This window comes from Halobacillus sp. B23F22_5 (assembly GCF_043497085.1).
In the GTDB taxonomy this organism is placed as follows: Bacteria; Bacillota; Bacilli; order Bacillales; family Halobacillaceae; genus Thalassobacillus.
Genome location: NZ_JBIEKI010000017.1, coordinates 56585 through 77703, shown reverse-complemented (window position 1 = coordinate 77703; position 21119 = coordinate 56585). Strand labels below are relative to the sequence as shown.

The window sequence follows — 21119 nt, the reverse complement described above, 5'->3', positions numbered from 1 at the left end:
AACTTTCTATAGACTGAATTATGTTTAATCTCCAACCTATTTGGTTTCTTAGTCCATTCTTCGAAAAACCATCTTGTTCTAGTTCATCAGCTTAGTTATTAAACCTCTCTTTATCTTCAACATAAATAGTCACAAAATCTAATGGACCCATTTGAATATAATACTTCTTGTTATCGCTCTCAAGTGGTTCAAAAAGCGAGTCTAAGGTACTTATGCATGGTTCAGATTTATTTTCTTCTAAAAGGTCCTTAACTTGTTTCCATCTCCAATTAGACACTCTGTTTTGTCTTTGGTCATAAATTTTAGGATCTGCAAATATAATACTTCCCTCAGTATGTATACCTGATCGTGCCACACGTCCAATTAAATTATGAAAGTCTCTCACCTTTATTTTTTCTGCACCTTGATACGGATTAGAAAGTATCAAATATCGAATTGGTAAATTTACACCTTGAGCCAAAGTAGATGTACAAATCACAAACTTCACTTGATTTTCTTTCATAGCATGCTCTACTGCGAGTCTTATTCCATTTGGTACATTACCGTGGTGTGTGAAAATGCCTATTTCCGCTGCTTTGGTTTCAGCGGAATCCAATCCTAAATTACTTTTATACAACTCGTGTATTTTAATAACCTCTATTTGATTAGAGTATTCTATAGGTTTCAGGAAGTTAATTCCTCTATCGAAGGCATCTATTATAAGGTTGCAAAGACTAGTAGCGCTTAACTTAGTACCACAAAAAATTGCTACACTGCCATTAGATATAAGTTTTAAACCTAGATAACTCGCTATAGAATTTCCATTATTCTTATCAGGAAAAAAACGTTCCTTAGTTTCTTTTCCTTTGAGGCTCAGTTTTGTTTCCTCAATAACCCTTGGAACATAAAATTCATTATTTTCAGGGTTCTTTATGTCTACAAACTCCATACGTCCTAGCTGATCAACCCAACTAGCAAAGGCTATTGTTTTATATGTAGGTGTTAAATAAGTACCCGAGATCACTTTTCCATCATCGCCATTTAACCATTTTCCAATTTCCTCAGCATTACTGATTACCGCAGAGATAAGTATAGTTTGTACACTTTTGGGTACAACATTTTTTAAAGATGCTAATAATAGCTCATAAGTAATTCCTCTCTTACCATTATCAAATTGATGACCTTCATCATATATCAATAGACCAATTTTCTCTCCAAGTTCAGGAGACCTTCGTAAAATGTACAGTAACTTTTCTGGTGTAACAACTAACACTTGATTTTGATTTAAAAAGTTACTTAAATCAAAATCGATAGAAAGCACATCTGACAACTGATCAACACTAATATTCTCTCCACTGAAAATCCTACTTAATTCATTTGTAATTTCACTACAAAGAGCTCGAAACGGAGCAACAATAACAGCTAAAGAAGTTCTATTTGATAGAAAAGCACTTCTAATTATTATTTCTGTAGACTTTGTTTTTCCAGCACTAGTCGGCATTTGTACTACTGCAGATTCTCCATTATATACTCCATTCTCACCCAAAAGACGTTGGGCAGGCCAAAGTTCGTTAACAAAATTCCCCTTTCTAAAAACATGGGACCACTCTTCGACGCTTATACCAGTATATTTTGGGAGAGAGTTCCAAACAGAATCTTCTAGTCGTTTCTTTATAAGTGCACCTATTACATCTACAAACAATAATTCACGAGGAAAACCATTGTTGTACACCAACCCTCTTAGATTGCTTACGGTATCTAGTAATTCCTTTTGATATCTTCCATTCTCAAAGAAATTCTTTAAATAAACAATTATATTAGAAATAAGTGCTTCATAAATATTGGCACTTAAATTTAATGGACTGCTAAAGTCCCCTATTAATATTCTATACAATAAAAAATCTAAATCATTACACTGAAGGTTAAGTTTATTTACTTTTATCCTATTCACCAAGACTTTGGAGCTTCCGTGTAAATCACATAGAAAGTAGGATGCTGAGCCGAGTAGTAGTAAATACTCTTCAATATCATGTTGTATTTTTGATTCATTAAAGGTATCAAAGAAGTGTGCTGAAAATTGGAGGTTTTTCTGCTGTTCGTTTAAGATTTCTTTTTCAATCCCTCCATTATTAATTTTTGCTGCTAAATCTCCTAGCATTCCTATCGTGAGACTAAATAATTCGTTTGGGTCTCTTGACATATTTATATGATCCTTATCAGGTATACCATATTCATACATTTTAGCTTTAGAACGAGTGACGCCCAATAACGACTTGGATTTATTTTCAGGCTTCATCCCCTGCCCTCCTGTATAATTCAGTAACTAGATTCATCATATCATTACCATGGACCACTAAAAGTTCAAGGTTCTCTAAGTTAGGGTGATCAGTTGCATTACATTTAGAGATGACATCTTCATCAAAAACCGTAGAAGAGAATAGGGCAACTGCACCAGATAATTCTTTAAAAGGATTATCTACTTTATTCTGAAATCTTTCTATTTTTAGAGCTTCTTCTAAGTTACTAGTTCTATAAAAATTTTGTTTAATTGCATTTAGTGATTCAGCTTTTCTAACTTGGTCCTTTGCTGAATGTTCTATGGCCTCCTGCAGCTTAGTCTTCGGTTTTTTTCCAGTGAATTGAGCTTTAGCTTCAAATATAGTTAATGTATCATCTAGTGATTCTTCATTTTCATCAACATACTTAAATCCTATTATGTCGCAACCCTTAGAGGATTCATTTCTTATTGTTTTGTCAGAATATCTAGTACGGGGCACCCAGTAATTTAATATATATTCTAAATAATCTGACACCAAAATTTCAGCAAAGTCCCCTGCTCTAATACTTGGTCCAGGGGGCTTTGCTGAATCTGGAAATTTAATTTCTGTCAGGTATTCAGATCTTGTCAGTCCTGTACCATTTCTTAAAAAATCTATTTCCTCATCAGTACAATAATGATTTCTAAAATGATTTGCCCATTGACTCAATACATTTTCATCATCCTCATGCCTAAATTCCCATACATCTATATCACGACCATCTTCAGTTTTAATTGTTTTTCCAGTGTCAAGTAACCACCTTGTATGTTCTACTTGTGATTGCATAGTTAGATCCACCCTAAATAATAGTATTATTGGATTGTATTGAAATAACAATCCAATTACAATTTTACCATTATATTCCTTACAATACTATGAACTAGTTAATTGACCTAATCTAACATCTCATTCATGTGAATTAACCGTACGATTTCATCATAAATCACTTTATCCTTTCCTTTAGCCCCGGCATGGTATCCTTAGTTTCCACCCTTATAAGTACCTTACTTTTTGGCAATTTTAATGCTTTCACGTTTAAAAAAAGCTGACCAAAAATTCAGCTAACAAACTTAATTAACAACAAGATAAGAACCTATTAATAAATGCCTAAAAATAAACCGCTACTATTCTATTTATAAATACAGTTCTATTTCGCTTTTATTTCTCCATCACGCACACTGTTTAGCTCCTTCGAGACTATTTCAGCATAGTTACGTGATCCTTTTATGGTAAGGGAAAGATTATTTTTAATATTTTCAAAGGTTTCATTGGCAGTTCTTGAATCTGATTTAAATGAATATAGAAAACGGTGTTTTGCATACCCTTGTTTTATATCGTTATAACAAGCAAGTGTTTCATGAAACGATACGTATAATTGATCAATTGCAAGTTCTAACCTGTTCTGTTTTGTGACATTATTTAATAATACTTTAATTGAATTAAATTGTAATGAGTCTGCGATTGTTTCTAACCATTCCCAATGGTCATTTCTTGAACTATTGCTTTGATTAAAAGCATCAAGCATAATTTCCATAACTGATTGATTATACACCATCTCATCTAAGCTTCTTTCCACTAATGTTACGATGTACTGTTCCTCATTTATTTCTTGTTGTTTTAATTGCCACATAAACGATTTCCTAGCTATTAGAAAACCACCTAAAAGACCAATAAAAGGACTTATATAAGTGAAAATTTCTTTAAATACTTCGAAATCGATATTATACCAATTATCAATTAAACTATATAAGTTAAAGGTATTGGCCCACAATTTAATCCACCCTATCCAATTAGTTAACCAAAAGCAATCGACTCTTCTTTGTTTAACCCTCTATACTCTTAGGTCAAAGATATTTCACCTTGTATAAAAGGCTTTATTCACATTTTTTGGAAACAAGATACTCTTTATAAGTAATTCCTACATTTGCCCATATACCAGCAAGTACATAGGGTATTGTTATAGCTTTTATAAGTAAATCTAAAAAAGTTTCTATTCCAAGATTCTCTTTTTGCATCTCTACAATAATTTCTTTACTTAACAAATTAACTAAAGCATCTGAAGTAAAATACAAAAGAAAAGTTATGCTTAAAATACTTAAAAAAAGTGCGTTAATAACCTGTATGGCAACCTTAATTGTGTGGAGATCAAAAACAAAAACTGCAAGTACCCAAGATAATGTAAAAAAAATTATAAATACAGAAATAAAGAAATAATCATTATGCACTATGTTAGGAAATAAGGACTCAATAGGAACAAAAGGTAATAATGAAATTAATGCCGGAATAAACAATAGCCAGGCTATTTGCTTAAGAATGGTATTAGCTTTTTGAATAGAAGACCTAATGATTTTTGTGTAAATAAGAATTAGAAATAGGTATGTAAGTATCGAATTCAATATTTGATATTTATTGAACAAAAACATCATAATCACAAGAATTAATATATAAAAATAGTACTGATTAGTATCAAATAAATTAATTAAAAATTTTTTCATAAGTAATACCACTCCAGCTAAGGAATCAATCACATTTCCTAAGTTTGATAATACTACCCTTGATATTTTAGATAATCAAATATAGATTATTGCTTTCTATTAATGATATTCCAGATGTTGAATTCGCTTCGAACTCCAATATTTACTTAATACTGCCTAATATGTCTCACTCTAATTTAAAAAACTTTCTATCCAAATAATCACTTTATCCCAAAATGAAAAAAGTAAAATAAAACCAACGAGAAAAGAAACTACAAATGAAATAATAACAGGGTGTCTGTCTGTGTAATTCTTTTTATCTTTGTTCGGACCAAAGTGATGACCTATTGAGGAATTTTTAAATTTATTTTTATCTCCAATACTTATTTTCAAGCATTTTCACCCCCAAATAAATGGCCAAACCTTGACTTGCTAAATTTATTTTTATCACCTACATTAATAGAACCATCATAAATAATTTGCTCAATATTTAAGACAACTTGTTTTTTCTTAGAATGATCTTCTTCGATTTGAGATTTTATATCCATTTCATCCAAATTATCAAATTGTTTTTCTAGCTCCATTACAATCTCAACTAATTTAGACTTCACTTTTGAAACTATTCCGTCAAGGTGATTAGAAGCAATAGTTGCCCTCATTCCAGCAATTTGGAATAACTCAGTTGAAATATAATGGCAAAGGGCAGTAGGAATGATTTTACCATAATAATCTTTATTTTCGTGATTTAGAACGTTTTGCAGTGTTGTAATACTATCAGTTATAGTTATAATTCTAAGTTGATTAATCCTTTCTTCGTCCAGTACATGTTCTACTGGAACAGGAGCATTAGTGTACTTATATTGGTAATTTAAAATATAAGTTCCCATTAGTTCCCCTTTTATTATTCTATACTCAGGAACGTTCATTCTTTTATAACCTTGTAACTCCCCATCTATCCAATTTATAATTATTTCATTATCTAGGTCGGAGAGTATTACTTTTAATCTCAAAAGAATATGTTTTCTTTTCCCCCAACTAAATCCTTTAGCAGTTGACTTCTAGCCATTTAATCAATCCTTTCTCCTAAATATCACAGTTTCATTATACACTATTAATTGTAATATTTTAGAAAAAATACTACTATAAATATCTTAAAAACCTATTTAATGATTCTCCTGATGTGATATTAAACCTTATAGTAGATTAAATAACAGTAACGCTATATTACCTTTCACTCGCTTGGGAACAAGAGCTTTGCATTACTATATTCTTCTTATTCCTAATCTCTACATTCCAATCTTTATTAGTAGGCAAATCAATTCTGCTTTGGGTTATTAGTCGGTGATATTTTGTAGCAAACTCCCTTCCAGCTTTATCATTATCCGTACAAAAAGTTATTTGTTTTACCTTATTACCTTCTTTCCCCATTCGTTTAATTTCATCTATCATTGTCTGACGCTTAAGCCCAGACATGGAAACTAAGCGCGTGTTTTGCAGCTTTTCTTTCTTAATACTCCAATAGGAAAGTGCATCAATCGGGCTTTCAAAAAGGTAAATGGAAATAGGTCTTCCAATATCTACTGAAAACCCTGCAGAACCATGACTGTTCTTATCAATTCCCTTGAAGAATCGCCCATCCTTCATTGGAAAGGTTCCTTGGCGGTCTGCTCCCACTATTTCTCCCTGATGTTTCCACTTAAAAACCACATTACCGAGCTTGTCCTGCGCGATTAAACCTTTATTATCAAGCCAATTAACAATCTTAGGGTGAATTTTCCGTTCATTCGTAAGATATTCCTTAGCCTTTTTCCTATCGTTCACTTCATACTGGGAAGGATATTGATAAGGCTCCTTAGGCTCTTCCTCTTGGACGTTGTCTTTTATTTTATAACCTTGCGCATTCAAATCGAGCACCGCTTCTGGAAAGCTCATTCCATAAAACATTTTCGCAAAGTTAATGACTCCAGCTCCTTTTTCGTCTCTAGAGTTCCAGGCATACAATTGGTCTTTAATTACTAAGCTATCATGCACTTGATGCCGGTAGTATCTTCCCTCTTTCTTCAATGGCTCCCCTTTACGTTGAAGATAGTCTACAAGATCCACATTTCGAGCAACCTCCACTTGGTCCGCGCTTACATGTTTGGCCATGCAGCACTTCCTCCTTTCTAAAATTAGATATAAAAAAAGACAGGGAGAAAACTCCCTGTCTAGCGTTCAACCTCTACTTTTTCATTTTGCATTTCCTTCTGCTGAAATGCTTCCTTATTTCCCTTTCCATGCTTCATTACCGAAGTAGTGCTTTCTTTTTCTTTCTCTTCATGGAATTCTCGGTCCAACTTACTTTCGATTTGAGATAGGCGTTGCTCTCCGCGATCCGTTAATGGAAGTTCTTTCAATTCTTGAAGAGATTCCTTTTTGAGTTGATACACCTCTTCTTTACTATGAGTCTCTTGAAAAGCCCGCATCTGATTTAAACGTTCTTGTCGGTCATTGTTTTCTTCTTTATCTAATTCTTTTCCGACGGTTGGTTCAATAAAGTTCATGAGCTCCTTCTTATAAGCGTCTTTGAAGTCTTGGCAGGAATACTCCTCTTCTGGCTTTTCTTCCTTGCCAAACGGCCCGCTATCCCTCTCAGACTTGCTCACTTGGTTTCTGTACATATCCCGAAGTTTTTCTGAAGGTAACTTCTCCCTTTCTTGTCTTTCCTCTTCCATTTCATGTTTTGGTTCTTTAACACTCATAGTTATCTCCCCTTCCTTTTCTTGTTCCATTGATTCTTCAATGGTCATAATGAATTCTTTAGCTGTTGACTGAACTTCTTGTAATAGCTTTTCATGGTCTTTAAAATCATGGTCTTTGGTCCAGTGATGCAGATAATCCAATGAGTAGTCACTGGTATCGATTTTGAAATAAGAAGCAACGGTATAAGCAGTCATTTCCGCCTGAAACTCTTTCTCCGGCTTGGTATAGTCATTCATGTTTTCTTCTGTATGAAGTTTGGCATGAGTTAGTTCATGTAACAGCGTTTTTGTGTCTTGACGCTCCGAATTACGTGGATTAAGAGCTACTTCTCCTCGTCCGGTATAACTCACTCCTTTGGCTGCCCCTAACTCTTCATAAGGCTCTACAATTCGTATGTTATTTTTCTCAGCTATATCCTCCATCCCTCTTCGAAGCTGACTGTAGTTTTCAACCTGTCCATCAATCCATTTGTTAGGAAAGATCTGGGGTAGATCCTTTTGAGTGGCTGATGTTTGAGAGATATCAAACACACTTCCTGTAGAATAAACAAGACGGCCATCTCGTTTGTCGAGTTGACCGTCTTTAACTAATTGCTTTTCTTTTTTCGTCGCATACTTTAAAGGTTTCCATTCGCCCTCTTCATTTTGAAATTGCTGACCTAATCGATTGGGTACAAGAATCTTTAAACTTTTCTCTCCTTTGTTTACTGGAAATCCTTTTTCTTTCCAGAATGCATAGGAACCTACAGCTTCAGCCCCAGGAAACTGCGAATCGATTAACGCTGTATTGCGCGGGGAATATCGATGGAACTTCCCCATAAAGTCCAGATAATCTTTCATTTGTTCAGGAGAATGAAAGTGATTGGCGATGCTCTTCTCCATGCCTTCCGTCAAATGATTGATCTCTTCTTTCACCTGTTCAGGCGTTTTCTTTTTATAAGGTCGTTTAGTCTTCGCCATGATATTCAGCTCCATCACTGATGTTCATAAGCTCTTCCATTTCCTCTTCATCGTAGTTTGGTTGGGTATCCAGAATTAGTTCCTTGGTTGATTTATTAAACGGAATAAGCAAGTTTTCTTGATTCATTAAATGCTGCTCAAGATCAGCCATTTCTTCATCATTTAATGTCAGGCTATATACCTCTTGGCCCACTTCCATCACAAGCTCGTTATTTTCACTTAAACGCTTAAATACACCTATCTCATAATTACTGTTAAACAAAAACATCCATTCATCTCCTTTATTAATAATTTCTCATGAATACCATAAGATTGATGCTGGTTGTATCTATGTCGCGCTTATTCTTTTTTGACGCTGATGACTGATTCTTTCTTCTACTGCTTGTATCGCATCCTTCATCGCTTGGCTCTCAAAGATCGGTGTCGTAACACAGCTTTCTAAGTTTTGATCCATCGCAAAGCCATTCATTAATTCAAGAAGTACCTGCGTATTTTTATCACTTCGATTGGCTGCTAACCGCAACCGTTTCATCTCTTCTGAAAAGACTTCTTGGAATCGTTGAGCCATCAAACTCAGAAGATATTCTTGAGAATGATCGGTTGCATTTTGGGATTCCCATTCGTCAATCATACGGTCTAAAGCTTCACCTGGATAACGAATATGGTGCTGTTCCTGATACTCTTTAATTAACGCAATTGTCTCTTCATGAAGCGTGACATTTTGACGCTTTCTCATTCATGTACCCCTACCTTTCTCTTTCGATTTCTTGTTCCAACTTCTGATGATCCAAGTCATTGATAAACTGATCATACGTTTGCCCCATCGAACGTTGAATGCTTCTTAAGGAACGTTGCAAATGAATCCCTGCAGGCATGGACTTATAAGGAGCATTTGTATTGATAGTTTGTCTAGAATACTTCTGATAATCGTACCGTTTCATTTCTTGTAAGAATGCATTGCCCATTCGTTTATAGAGATCATCTAACTTGTTTTGTTTGTAATGCTGATAGCGCTTTTTATCTTTAGGTCCATCGCCATAGGCTCGTTTTAATTCACACACCTCTTGATCCAATTTATCATGCAGCTGCTTCATATCTTTGGCGTGATACTTATTTAAATACCTTGTTGTTAGTTCATCAATTTTTGATCGAAGAGGATTTAAAGTCTGATAGCCATAGTGCCATTGTCGCTTATCTTTAGGCAAGTGATTATACACTTCGAGAAACAGAGGTTTCATCTCTATGTTTTTCCATTTCATGCTGCTATTATCTTTCTTACGATTCACCATGTGCTCACGGATCAAAGCGTTTATTTGATTTCGTTCTTGCGTTCGATCTAACAATCCATTGACCACTTCACTTTTCATCGCGTCTAAAGTTTTCGGTTTTCGCTTTCCACGATCACGAGTCGGGTTCAGTTCGACCGTGGCTACATGAATATGAATGTTATCGGTGTTATAGTGGATGGCCGCCGACCAGATAGCACTTTCTTGCAACCCCTCTTTTTTCATCATGGCCTGCATAGATTTTCGTGTCACTTGCTTCAAAGCATCTTCATCTAAGGTGTGCGTTTTTGAATCATAAACGCCTCGATTTTGAAGCCAATCATTATCAAATGTAATAACATCTTGCCACATGATACTATTCTTCTTTTGAGCCTGTTCAAACAATGATTTAATGCCCTGTTTTCCTTCCACCGATAAACGATCCGACTGCTGAGTAAACAAGGCAGATGTTTTATCCGGATCGTCCATATAGTGATTATATAAACTAAACATGGACCGATGAGCTTCCCCTTTTCCCTTTGCTTCTTCACGATCGACGTACTGTACATAATCTTGGAATCCTTTTTTATTGGCTGTCACAAATTTTGTTTTTAAGACTACTCCCGGAATAACAGTTTCATTCATACGTCCTCACCTGGTTCATCAAAATGTAAGAACTCATTCATCTCTCGAATTGCTGTATAACAATGAGCCATCGTTTGAATGTTTCGATCGACTAACTGCTGGAGTCTTTGTTCACGATTGTTCTCCTCTCGAAAAACAGCTAACTGTTGCAACTGAGCATGTAAAAACTCTTGCCGACTTAATCCTTTTTGCTTCGCAAGTTCGTCAATTCGTTGAACGGTTTTCGGATCCATATACCGAATTCTTATTTCCATGAAAGTCCCTCCTTTTGATTAAGTTCTTGAAACTAGTGAGTAAAGAGAAGAGCATAAGGGGTTTTTGTTCCCACTTAGCGTGTGAATCCCGGCAGAGCCGGGCAAAACGAGGGAACAAGAAATTCTCCAGATGTGCGGTCGCTGTGCGGCTAAAACAGGAACAATCATTCGTATATCCACCTTGATGTGTTGCCCCTACACAGGAGATGTGTGGCGCCTGTGTTGATGTTTACTCTTCATTGAACAGAATTTATATCGTCAACATCTCTCGTTTCTCTTCCAACATTTTGATCTTTTCTTGTAATGCTTGTATTGCTGTTTCGTGCTCTGTGGCTTCTCGTTGAAGCCGATCAACTTCATTTTCCAATTGAGCAATTTGAGCATCCGTTTGCTCTTTCACCTTTTCAGTTTCATACAATCGTTGAGACTCTAGCTCGACTATTTTCTGATCAATCTCTTTTAATTGCTCCTCGATTTTTTTGATTTGTCTTTCCTTATCTGTAACTTTTTGTTTCGCTTGACGGAGGTCTAAGGATACGGCAGATACTTCATATTCCTGCTCCGTTTGAATGCTCAACGTTTGATCCTGTTTCACCTCTTGTTGATCGGTATAGATACGTGCTAACTCCTTCTCTTCCTCACCTCCTTTCAGTGAGATTTGCTCTTCGGTTCCTGACATAAAGCTATTGGTTTCTTCTTTATTTATATCTAAAGCCATGACATCAAAAGAAGAACTTACCTGTTGGATACTAATCACATATCGCCTCTCATCGTGATACTCTACTTTAGTTGGAAGATCACGTTTCGGGTGTTCTTTTTCTTGAGCAACAAAGCTCAATTTATCATTCAGTAAGGACGTGGATTTATCAATATTCAAAGTTACGACCATTAGCTTTTTTGATGGGTTATAGGTCCAGTTTTCTATCTTTAACTCACCAGCGCCTCGCAAATTCAAAGGTTTATTCAGGGGAGTTTGTTGAACTTTGGAGCGATCTTCCTCTCCAAATAGAAAGCCGGAAGACAAGAAAAAAAGAAGCGCCATAGCCATGACGCTTAGTCCCATTAAATATTTTTTTGAGGTGCTGTCTGTAATAAGTTTCGTTTGCCGGTTCATTCATTTCTCTCCTTCCTAACATCTTTAAAGTCGGTGATAACCCAATGGTCATTCTGAAGCTGAGCATTTAACTCCAGGAACACAGGAGAGACTTGCTTTCGATTACTCTGCAAAGAATATAGCGTATGTTTTAAACGGACTAATACTGTTGCATGGTTGTTTGAGAGGTCACCTGTTTTAATAAAAGTTTCCACGTCATTCACGGCTGTTTTTGTGTTTGCTTTATAGTTATCTGTTGGAAAAAAAGTGTCCACTAAATCACTGCTCATTATCGCTTGTGCCTGTTCTTTTCGTTTTTGATAGTTCTCTTTTTCATGCACAAAAGCTGTCTCAATAAAAGAAGAAACTTGCTCTACCAATGCATCATGTTGTGCTTGTACCTTTGAAGGATCCATTCGATTCAAGGTCTTTTTCAAGGACTTCCTTTCCTTTATCATTTGTTGATTTTCCTTTTGAAGATGTTGCATTTCAGCCTGTAGTTTATCGTTTGAAGCAGTACGTTGAACGTACACATTAAACGCTGTCAATGTAATTAATAGAATTAGAAACAGACTAAAAAGAACTCGTTTACTCATATATTTACCCCTTTCCTATAAGCCAAGATAAGGAGCAGGATTTATATCCGATCCGTATTGATTCTTGGTCATTACTTCAAAGTGTAAGTGGGGACCCGTAGAGTTTCCTGTCGTTCCACACTTACCGACTTCTTCCCCTTTTTGTATAACCTCCCCGTTTTGTACACTTATCGCATACAAATGAGCATAGTGACTATATAGGCCCTCTTCATGTTTAACAAGAACGTTATTTCCGTACCCTGAATTGCTTCTTTCTACCTCAACAACTTCACCATTATCTACACTCTGTATGGGCGTAATAGCGTTCGTGCAGGCAAAGTCAATTCCTCTATGCATGGCTGGTGTTCCGTCAAAAGGATCGGAACGCATTCCGTAATCCGATGTTTGAGTAATAGTTCCTGCAATGGGCATCACCCAGTCCCCTGTTGGTTGAATATCTGTTTCAATAACACCGCCTTCGAGGTAACTCAAAACCGCCTCTATATAACCGATATCACCATAGCAAGCACCTGTAGCTGCAGACTCAGGACGGATACAAGAATACATTCCCGTATGCTTTAATTCTTGGTATTTCATACGGGAAAACTCGATCGCTAACTCCTTGCTGTATTCACCATTGTTGTGCTTATTTGCATAATCAATAAACCCTCCTCCAAAGTTGTAGGCCTGGAGGGTTAACTTTACATCTCCACCAGCTTTCTCTAACATCTCGGAGAAGTATCGGACCCCTGCTTTTATGCTTCGTTCAGGATCTTGTATGGTGTTTGGAGGTAGCCCTAGGGACTCACTAGCTTGCATGACGTCATTCAGACGACCACCTGATTCTTGCATGGAAAAAGCCAGTAAAAGCTCAACATATTCTGAGACCCCATACTTGGCTGCATACCGTTCAAATATAGGACGATATTGCTCAAGTTCTTCGGAAACTTTGGCCGTTCCGTTTACCATATCGACCGACTGAACATCTTCACTGGAGTTACTTTTTTGAAAACCAATTAAAGTCGTAATTGCCGAGACAAATAAGACCATTTGTAAAGTGAATAGTGTAATGACTATACCTAACAACCAAGCCCATACTTTACGAGGTACTAGTCCTAATAGAAGGGACCAAGGCAAGCTTATGCACCTCCTCCAAACAACTCTAACTCTTCACCTGAGACCTCCACTTTAAAACGAATATTTTCAACAGCACGGATGCTTAACATGGTTTCCCCTGTTTGAAGGTACGGGATATCTTGGATCTCACTTTGGCTTAGTTGGCCTGTAAAGATCTGCTGCAGCATCTCTAAGTTATTGCTATCCTGCTGCATAATAATTTTGTATTGCGTTAGTTCAAAAAGTTTCTTAATCTCTTCGACCATACTTTGATCTGAACCCTCAGGGACAAAATCGCGAATCGTATGACTTGCGTATAGCAAACTGCCAAAATATTTTCTTGCCTCCCGGCTAAATTTGGTAAGAAAATCAAGCGCATTTTCGCTTTTCTTCTTGGTATTAATAATGTGATGAGCTTCATCCATCAATATCAAGTATCGAACTGCATCTTCAAAGGCTAGCTCCCCTCGATCATAGGCTTTAAATTGAGGGGCCCCATTAGTTAACATGGAGTCCCATAGTAGATTTAAGACATTAAATAGTTGGGCTTGAAATACCTCTGCTCGCATTTGCGACAAGCCTCGTAAAGTAAACGTGACGACTTGCTGATCATTAAAATGTTCAATGGTTGATATACCATTGAACAAGTGAGCATAGGTTTCTACGATATTTCGTATATTTAATTCAATACTTTCCAGTCGCCTCTTTCTTTCCTGGCTTACCTTTTCTCGTTGCTTTCCTTCATTGATATCTTCATAGAGTTCCTCCTCTATAAATGAAAGAAAATCTGTGAATATAGGGTAGTCATGCACCGGTCGTTTCGTTATGTTTAATTCAGCTCCGTCTCCATCGCTCCAAAGGCCCTTTGTTTCATAAAGCCTTCTCAATAGATTCTCATACTCTTTCAACTCACTGTCTTTTGCTTCTGGTGCTAAGAATTTATAGAATATTGTTAATTTAGATAGATGTTGCGTAAAGGAAGTGGTTTCATCCTCAGCCGTTCGATAGACTTGTAAGGGATTAATTACGCCATCGGATCCATCTAAAGCAATTTGTTTTCCACCCAGAGCTTTCGTTAATTCAGCAAACTCTCCTGTCATATCGAATGTTCGGACCTTATATCCCTTAATTGCATTGTCTAGCATAATCTTTTTGAGGGTTGTCGATTTTCCAGCTCCCATTGCTCCGACCATAACACCGTTATAACTTTTGCGTTGGTGATCACGGTGAAAGAGGTCAAACACAACACTCCCTCCTGTTAGCGTGGTGCCATAAAATATACCGAACGGATCATTTAAACTAGTAAAGTGAAAAGGAAAACCACCAGCTAATCCTAAAGCTGGAATCGGTTGACCTTCTCGTTTATTACGATACGTGGATTGTTCCGTATAATTTGAAAGAAGGGATTGCCATTCATACTCCTGTTCATTTAAGAAAATAGCTCCTCGAAAGTTTTCATCTTGTAAAGTGGAAAGAACCGTTTTTACCGTATCCTCTAATTCCATTTTGGTTGGGGCACTGACGTAATGTCTCAAGTGAACACGCTTGATGATCTCCCCTTGTTCGGATACCTGGTTATAAAGTTCTCGCAGGTCATCGTAATTGTTTTGTGCTTCAATAATGCCTGCATTATCTTTCTCATTGATGATGCGCGAGCTCTGCTCTGCCATCCCTTTGTTTAAACCCTCTCGCACTTTGTATCGATCATCTGATACGACATCCATGGTCGTAATGACATTGTCTATGTTAAAAATCGGCTCTAACCAAAAATCTGCTACATTCTTGGGAAATAAATAAACATGGACACATGTTTCATAACCATCACCTTTACGAACAAAGGATTCCTGAAAATTAATACCTCCTTGGGGTTGTATATGGGCGAGTAGGTAAGGGTTATATCCCTTTCTCTTGGTTTTCTCCTCATCTGTTTTCCTTTTCAAAATTGATAACAAGATGGCTTACCCCCTCTTCTCTAATTTTGAATTCTGATTGTGAAGTTTATAGATTAAATCTAGTTTTTTTTCATCACTTAACTCAATAAGTGGAGCCACTCTACTTAAATAACGTCGGCAGTTTTGACGGTATTCGAATAGCTGTTTGAGGCTTGCAGCGTAAATATATAAATAAAACTCCCTATTGGTACGATGAGTTTCTAAAAACTGCAATTCCTCACGTTTTTTGAGTAAAAATTGTTCATATAACGGATCTTTGTTTTGTGCGATTTTATAATTGATTGCGTCCAGCTGTTTCTTCATATTCACTGGGAAATTCATGGACATGATTTTAATATCGTGAGCATAGGACTGAAAAAACTTAGCCATCATCATAATGTCAAATTCCGTTTCTTGCGTAGATGGAGAATAAATATCCTTGCTTTGCAGCTGCATGACGTCCATATAGCCTTGGTTATCTTGCAGTTCAAAAGATCCTTCCTCTGTCATATCTCGAATAGGAATAATATCTGCTATAGATGCTTTAGCCATCTCTCTCCTTTTCTTTCGAGCTTCAGATTTATGTCGGATTCCCTTTCGCTTTTCCGTTCTTCGTTCATCAAAAAGCGCAAATTGTTCTGCGCCCTCTTCTGTGAATAAATGATCCCCTTTTTTTCGAAATCCCATTTATATTCCTCCTCTAAAAGTGCTCTCTTCTCAAATAAAACCTAAGTCCTTTATTCAAGTCACTTATAAGCTATCTCTTTAATCAGATTGAAAAGCACATAGACCGTTTCATACTCCCATTCCGACAGCCATTGAACCTTATGTTCTTCCAAGGTAGATAACTCTCTCCAGTTGCTTTTCAAGAAATCTCTACATTGCTGGAAAATCGCACGTTTCATCGATGCCACTTGCATCATCAACACACATATCGCCACCTCCTAACTGGTAGTCATTCATAAGAACCTTCATTATCTGGGTTGTCTATGGCACAATAGGTTACACGATCCCTAGTAAGAGCTAAGAGCAGCACCTTTACCATACGCAGCTTAGGGTTCGTTTTAGGCCTTTTCAACCAAGCAATCATCAACAAGCCCCAGAAAAATGCGTAGTACCAAATGAATGAGGGATGAACAACATAACGAAACGTAAAGCCGAAACCTCCTAAAATTAAGACCACCAGTAAATCGGTAAGGTAAAATAACCGATTGATTTTTAACTCACTTCCGATTTCAGAGGGAATTTTGTAATGCAAAACCATCTCTCCTTTTTCAAATTAAAAACGCGAACAAAGTTATCATCCTTGTCCGCGTTTCTTGATTTTGTTTTTCCAGTTTTCTGTTGTATTGCGTGATAAGTCATACGTTCGTTTTGCCCCCTGTACCTTGGCATTATTTTGGATATGTTCCTTAGCTTGATCTCTTGCATATTGACTAATGGTCCGTTGCTCCGTTCGATGTTGATTAGGCATCAGTATATCGTCCGTACTTGTTGGAGCCTTATGGGGAGAAGAAGAAGCTTCATGATTATTCGATTCACTAGGGCTGTCCAGTCCTTTTTGATGGGAAGAAGTTTCTTCACGGCTTGGACTTTTCCTATACTTCCTAGAAGAATCAATTTGTTGCTTCCCTTTGGCCCAATCATTATTTAATCGATAGTCAGAGTCAGAATTGGATAGAGACTGCTTATTTTCTACTTCACTATCATCAGGATTAAACACTTTAGAAGTTTTAGACAAAATGGAGGAAGTTGACCCGTCCTGTTGTCCAGGCCCACCAGTTAAATTCCCACCTTGCTTAGCTTTACTTGATGTGTGATGGAGCCCTTGAGTAGAATCCATAGGGCTTGGTTCTTGTTTCTGTTGCTGCCTCCCCCTTTGTTTTACATCGCCTTTTGTATTAGGGTTCTGGCTGTTTGATTCGGACCTTTGTGCTTCTCCACTAGTTTTACCACCGGTCATTCCCGCAACGGCACCTGCTGCTCCTGCTCCAGTATTCATGATTGCACTGGTTCCTCCACTAGCAACAGCACCAGTTGCTTTTCTAATGGGAGGACCTAGCGTTTTAGAGGCTAAATAACCTCCCATTGCAACATGCCAGGCATTCTTCAGACCAGCATCAATACCAAAAAGCTTCTGCACGATATTCGGCCCATCAATGACGGCCAAACTTCCAGCAACTAAAGCAACTAAATACCCCATGCCCTCTAGATTATCACCAATGAAGGTGGTGTAATACATGTACACCCGTAAACTTAAGAAAATCATAATGAGGGAAGCAAAAATGCTGCCAATGTTTTTAATAATGGCTTTTAGCCTTTGACCAGTAGAAATATCTGCATAGGCCATAATAAGCGCCACAATATGGTTAAAGCCAAGCTCAAAACAGAGCTTGGCCACCTTAATTGATATCAAGATCATCGTAAACGCCATAACTCCTAGCGTTACTATAGCCGTAAGCCAATCGATATGCCATCGATAGTAGTTTTCCGGCAAAAAATCAAACAAGCCATTCTTGCCTAACTCAACCAACCCTTCTTCTCCATTCGATTCTATCCCCACTTTATTCATGATAATTCTTTTTCCTTGTTCGGATAATTGATCACCGTTTGCTTTCTCAAATTCTCTAGTTACTGTTTCATTAATAGAAATCTTTTCTATATTGTTAGGTGTTATATGATGTTGATTATTAACCTCCGGACTTTCCCATCCTGTCTCATCGTACACTACAATATCTGTTAGATTATCACTCATCACTTGATCAGATGTGGTAAAGGAATTGGTATCGACCTGGGCCACATCCACCGCATCTCCTGTAAATTCATTCACTTGTCCCATTCCAAAAGTTAAAAGAGAAATGGTCATGATCGAAATAAAAAGATTCATAGGAATTTCGGACCTGTTCTTCTCCTTATTAAAAATCAATCGAAAACCAATCATCGCCAATGAAAGGGCTAACAATATATATAGAACTGGTTGGATGGTTTCTAGGAAACCTTGCACCGGCTCACTCATAAAGAAACCGGTAAGCGACAATACGTTATTCACCATGCCTTCTAAACGATCAACAATCATTTTCAAAAATAAAACAATCCCCCATCCGATGATCCGTAGGCCGGATACGAAAATGTTGGTCGTAGAAAGGACATCAGAGAACTCTAACAGTTTCTCTAATAGCTCTGTATCGGACATCATTTCACCGCCTTTTCAGTACACTCACACCATTGTCACTTTCTTTTCTTCATTAAGCATCTCCCTTTGTTGTTCTTTCAGTCTATCCACCTGTTTTCGTATATGGTCATACACTTGACGATTAATTTCCTGTCCTTCCCCTAAAAGTCTAAGATGGTAGAGAAATACCTCCATAGGCTCTTTGTTCATCTCCTCTTCACTGTGATCCAAAAGTGAAGCAATTTGATGATGAATCATGTGAAGAGTACTTTTATCAAAAAATTCTCCCACTCTTTGCTTTTTCCATGGTTCTGCATTTAAATGATTATCTTCAAATGAACTTCCTTCAGGCTCATTTGAAGACTTGTCTACTTCATAATCCGTCTTTGAGATTGGCTGCGATTGATAATAAAAATCAATGACCAAATCCTTTGGACGAATGTGGCGATGGGGAGTGTCTATTTCCTCTTCCGTAATGGACCGACTCGTATCAAAATCTTGACTCAAATATGTGTGCGCATACTTCATACTGTACTTTCCTGTATTGTAGATGGGGAATGCTCTAATTTTTCTACCTTTCCTGTCTCGCCTCATTAAAACACGCCGGACCACCGTATCCCCTTCCTCCAATTCTTGCAGTTCATTAGCCGTAAGCAACTCGCGTCCCTCTGTACTTTCTGTCTTAGACTTATCTAAAGAAAAAGTGGAGCCTGAGCGTGTTTGTGTATTCAAAGTTTTCTTGCCTAACTTAGAAGAAAAATAAGAGGCTGAATCATAATCGGCACTCAGGATATAAATTTCATTTCCGCAATTTCCACGAATAGTTGCTTGCCCTTCTTCTCCGTAAAGATCCTTTAATTGGGCATAAGACTGAACGACTAAGTGAAAACGAATATTCCTTCCTAAACAAACCGTAATCTTATTATCCATATCGGCAATGGCTGGCATATTCCCAAACTCATCCAGCATGAAGACCACTTCTCGCAAGCATTTCTGTCCTTTTGCTATAGCTGCATTTTTGGATAGTACATAATACAACTGACTTACAAAAATAGATGGGATCGCATGAGTCGATGTATCATAATCGGGTGTGACCATAAAGACAGCTATCGGTTTCGTAAAAGAAGTGATCTGTTCGACTAACAACTCGTGATCAGAAGTAGAGAAAAATTGAACCTCTCCCGATTCCTTATCAATTTCTTTCACCTCAAGATTCAGTTTGCTCTTTTGCCATTCAGTATGAACCTTATCTAGATTATTAGCTTTCAATCGTCTTTGTTTTGCAGATAATGGATCTTTATCCTGTGTAATTGTAAGCCGATCCCCTTCCTTCAGCGAAGACGAGAAATTAATCGTCCAAGTGCCACTTTCCCCTGATTGATTCGTCTCTGTTATTCCATTTGGGAGTGTGACATAGATTTTAGAAAAAGGAACGCCCCGACCTTTGATAGATTGACCAAAACCTACTTTCTTCAGGTCTAAAGAATTCTTCGCCGTCATTTTAGCCGTTTCACTCATGGTAAATTTCGTCAATCCATTCATAGCAGTTGTAAAAATGCTTGACCTGGTGTTCCCTTTGGAGAAGTTACTCGTTGCATACTGTTCTTTAGCTACATGTGATTGAGGCAATGCCTGAAAATACTGATCCAACGTATTGTATTCTTGGCCGTTTTCATCCATTTCATTTTTTGTTCCCAGTTCAGATAACATATTCGCGACCGTATACATTGTAATCCTTTCTTCCGTTCCTTCTTTAATGCTTTTCTCCGTAATCGCCAGAATCATAGCATTTACTAGGGATTTGGCTGAATCATCCCACATCGGCTCCTTTGCTTGCGGGTTATGATAGAGCATGTGTGTAATTGTTTCGCATAATGTTTGGGCTGTGGAGTAATCGCCATCTTGATAGGCTTGTTTAACTAGTTCTAACAAGTTAAAGCTCATGCTTTGCATCGGATTCATTAAATTCAGCACTTCTACCTCATAACCTCTTTCTTCAAGGGTTTCACGACTTGAGGCAAACAGCTCCCCCTTGGGATCATTGATGATTAAAGAGGGCTGCTTCTCTGCACGGGAGTAGGCATCAATTGTAGGAATCACATAGGTTTGTCCTTTCCCACTTCGTGTTGTCCCTATGATTAAATTATTTACTGGGGAGGGATCAATATAGGCTTTCTCTCCCTTTCGTGCTAATACAGGGCCGCCCCGACCAGGGTATTTTTGCTCCCGATCAGGAATGGCCTTATATTGTTGATGAATTTCTTTCCGTGTAGCAAAACGCTGGGATCCTTTTTCGTCAGTCCCAACGGGTTTAAAGTTGCTTCTTAGTTTATAAATCATGTGGGCTATACCTAGAAAGCCAGTCAAAGCTACTAGCCCATAATAATATGGTTGTTCTTTAAGATGGAAATCCGTAAAGTATGATGCTTTTACAACAAGTGGTTGGCTAAACTCTGGAAAAGTTTGAATTGTCACCCACATAGCAAGACCTAAATTCCAAATAAATGTGGCCATAGTCATTGTCACTATAAAAAAACAGATGCTTAAGGGAATAAGCACCTGCTTCTTAGTGATGATCGACTTCAAATCCATCACC

General features: G+C 37.3%; 20 protein-coding genes and 2 pseudogenes. All 22 read right to left on the bottom strand.

Annotated features, from left to right (window positions below; all coding sequences use genetic code 11):
- Window positions 1–91: 91 nt before the first annotated feature.
- The gene (locus tag ACGTN9_RS17520; RefSeq protein WP_499595190.1) at window positions 92–2275 is read right to left on the bottom strand and encodes a DEAD/DEAH box helicase; all 2184 of its coding nucleotides are present in this window, start codon (window positions 2273–2275) and stop codon (window positions 92–94) included.
- Window positions 2265–3083, bottom strand: a complete 819-nt coding sequence (locus tag ACGTN9_RS17515; protein ID WP_499595187.1) for a Hachiman antiphage defense system protein HamA — start codon at window positions 3081–3083, stop codon at window positions 2265–2267. Before ACGTN9_RS17515 ends, ACGTN9_RS17520 begins: the two co-directional genes overlap by 11 nt.
- A gap of 361 nt (window positions 3084–3444) precedes the next feature.
- Complete coding sequence (locus ACGTN9_RS17510) at window positions 3445–4068, bottom strand: YneF family protein (protein ID WP_499595185.1); 624 nt, start codon at window positions 4066–4068, stop codon at window positions 3445–3447.
- Window positions 4069–4171: 103 nt separating this feature from the next.
- Window positions 4172–4825, bottom strand: coding sequence for a hypothetical protein (locus ACGTN9_RS17505; protein WP_499595183.1), 654 nt, complete (start codon window positions 4823–4825; stop codon window positions 4172–4174).
- A gap of 138 nt (window positions 4826–4963) precedes the next feature.
- Window positions 4964–5164 (bottom strand): hypothetical protein, encoded by a 201-nt coding sequence (locus ACGTN9_RS17500; protein ID WP_499595180.1) that lies wholly within the window; start codon window positions 5162–5164, stop codon window positions 4964–4966.
- Window positions 5161–5781 (bottom strand): AbiTii domain-containing protein, encoded by a 621-nt coding sequence (locus tag ACGTN9_RS17495; RefSeq protein WP_499595179.1) that lies wholly within the window; start codon window positions 5779–5781, stop codon window positions 5161–5163. The genes ACGTN9_RS17500 and ACGTN9_RS17495 overlap by 4 nt, the downstream gene beginning before the upstream one ends.
- Before the next feature lie 214 nt (window positions 5782–5995).
- A complete protein-coding gene (locus ACGTN9_RS17490; RefSeq protein WP_499595177.1) occupies window positions 5996–6919 on the bottom strand; it encodes a toprim domain-containing protein in 924 nt (307 codons plus the stop codon).
- Between the two features lie 59 nt (window positions 6920–6978).
- Window positions 6979–8472, bottom strand: a complete 1494-nt coding sequence (locus tag ACGTN9_RS17485; RefSeq protein ID WP_499595174.1) for an ImmA/IrrE family metallo-endopeptidase — start codon at window positions 8470–8472, stop codon at window positions 6979–6981.
- Window positions 8459–8740: a hypothetical protein gene (locus ACGTN9_RS17480; RefSeq protein ID WP_499595171.1), complete on the bottom strand. Its 282-nt coding sequence runs from the start codon at window positions 8738–8740 to the stop codon at window positions 8459–8461. The genes ACGTN9_RS17485 and ACGTN9_RS17480 overlap by 14 nt, the downstream gene beginning before the upstream one ends.
- A 60-nt stretch (window positions 8741–8800) precedes the next feature.
- Entirely contained in the window at window positions 8801–9208 is a 408-nt protein-coding gene (locus ACGTN9_RS17475; RefSeq protein WP_499595168.1) for a hypothetical protein, read from the bottom strand.
- 10 nt (window positions 9209–9218) lie between these two features.
- Window positions 9219–10382 (bottom strand): MobP2 family relaxase, encoded by a 1164-nt coding sequence (mobP2, locus tag ACGTN9_RS17470; protein ID WP_499595166.1) that lies wholly within the window; start codon window positions 10380–10382, stop codon window positions 9219–9221.
- Window positions 10379–10636 (bottom strand): hypothetical protein, encoded by a 258-nt coding sequence (locus tag ACGTN9_RS17465; protein ID WP_499595164.1) that lies wholly within the window; start codon window positions 10634–10636, stop codon window positions 10379–10381. The genes mobP2 and ACGTN9_RS17465 overlap by 4 nt, the downstream gene beginning before the upstream one ends.
- 250 nt (window positions 10637–10886) lie before the next feature.
- Window positions 10887–11750 carry a hypothetical protein gene (locus ACGTN9_RS17460; protein WP_499595162.1) on the bottom strand — a complete coding sequence of 288 codons (864 nt, stop codon included), beginning with the start codon at window positions 11748–11750 and terminating at the stop codon, window positions 10887–10889.
- Window positions 11747–12325: a hypothetical protein gene (locus tag ACGTN9_RS17455; protein ID WP_499595160.1), complete on the bottom strand. Its 579-nt coding sequence runs from the start codon at window positions 12323–12325 to the stop codon at window positions 11747–11749. Before ACGTN9_RS17455 ends, ACGTN9_RS17460 begins: the two co-directional genes overlap by 4 nt.
- 15 nt (window positions 12326–12340) lie before the next feature.
- Window positions 12341–13441, bottom strand: a complete 1101-nt coding sequence (locus ACGTN9_RS17450) for a lysozyme family protein (protein ID WP_499595158.1) — start codon at window positions 13439–13441, stop codon at window positions 12341–12343.
- A 2-nt stretch (window positions 13442–13443) separates the two neighbouring features.
- Window positions 13444–15372, bottom strand: a complete 1929-nt coding sequence (locus tag ACGTN9_RS17445) for a VirB4 family type IV secretion system protein (protein WP_499595156.1) — start codon at window positions 15370–15372, stop codon at window positions 13444–13446.
- Window positions 15373–15378: 6 nt separating this feature from the next.
- On the bottom strand, window positions 15379–16038 hold the full coding sequence (locus tag ACGTN9_RS17440; RefSeq protein WP_499595154.1) for a TraC-like domain-containing protein: 660 nt from the start codon (window positions 16036–16038) through the stop codon (window positions 15379–15381).
- A 59-nt stretch (window positions 16039–16097) separates the two neighbouring features.
- A complete protein-coding gene (locus ACGTN9_RS17435) occupies window positions 16098–16280 on the bottom strand; it encodes a hypothetical protein (RefSeq protein ID WP_499595153.1) in 183 nt (60 codons plus the stop codon).
- Between the two features lie 26 nt (window positions 16281–16306).
- On the bottom strand, window positions 16307–16615 hold the full coding sequence (locus ACGTN9_RS17430) for a DUF5592 family protein (protein WP_499595151.1): 309 nt from the start codon (window positions 16613–16615) through the stop codon (window positions 16307–16309).
- Between the two features lie 36 nt (window positions 16616–16651).
- On the bottom strand, window positions 16652–18544 hold the full coding sequence (locus ACGTN9_RS17425) for a pLS20_p028 family conjugation system transmembrane protein (RefSeq protein ID WP_499595149.1): 1893 nt from the start codon (window positions 18542–18544) through the stop codon (window positions 16652–16654).
- 24 nt (window positions 18545–18568) lie between these two features.
- Window positions 18569–18835: pseudogene (locus ACGTN9_RS17420) on the bottom strand (VirD4-like conjugal transfer protein, CD1115 family); the annotation flags it as partial.
- Window positions 18836–18930: 95 nt separating this feature from the next.
- Window positions 18931–21109, bottom strand: a pseudogene (locus tag ACGTN9_RS17415) (VirD4-like conjugal transfer protein, CD1115 family); the annotation flags it as partial.
- Window positions 21110–21119 lie beyond the last annotated feature (10 nt).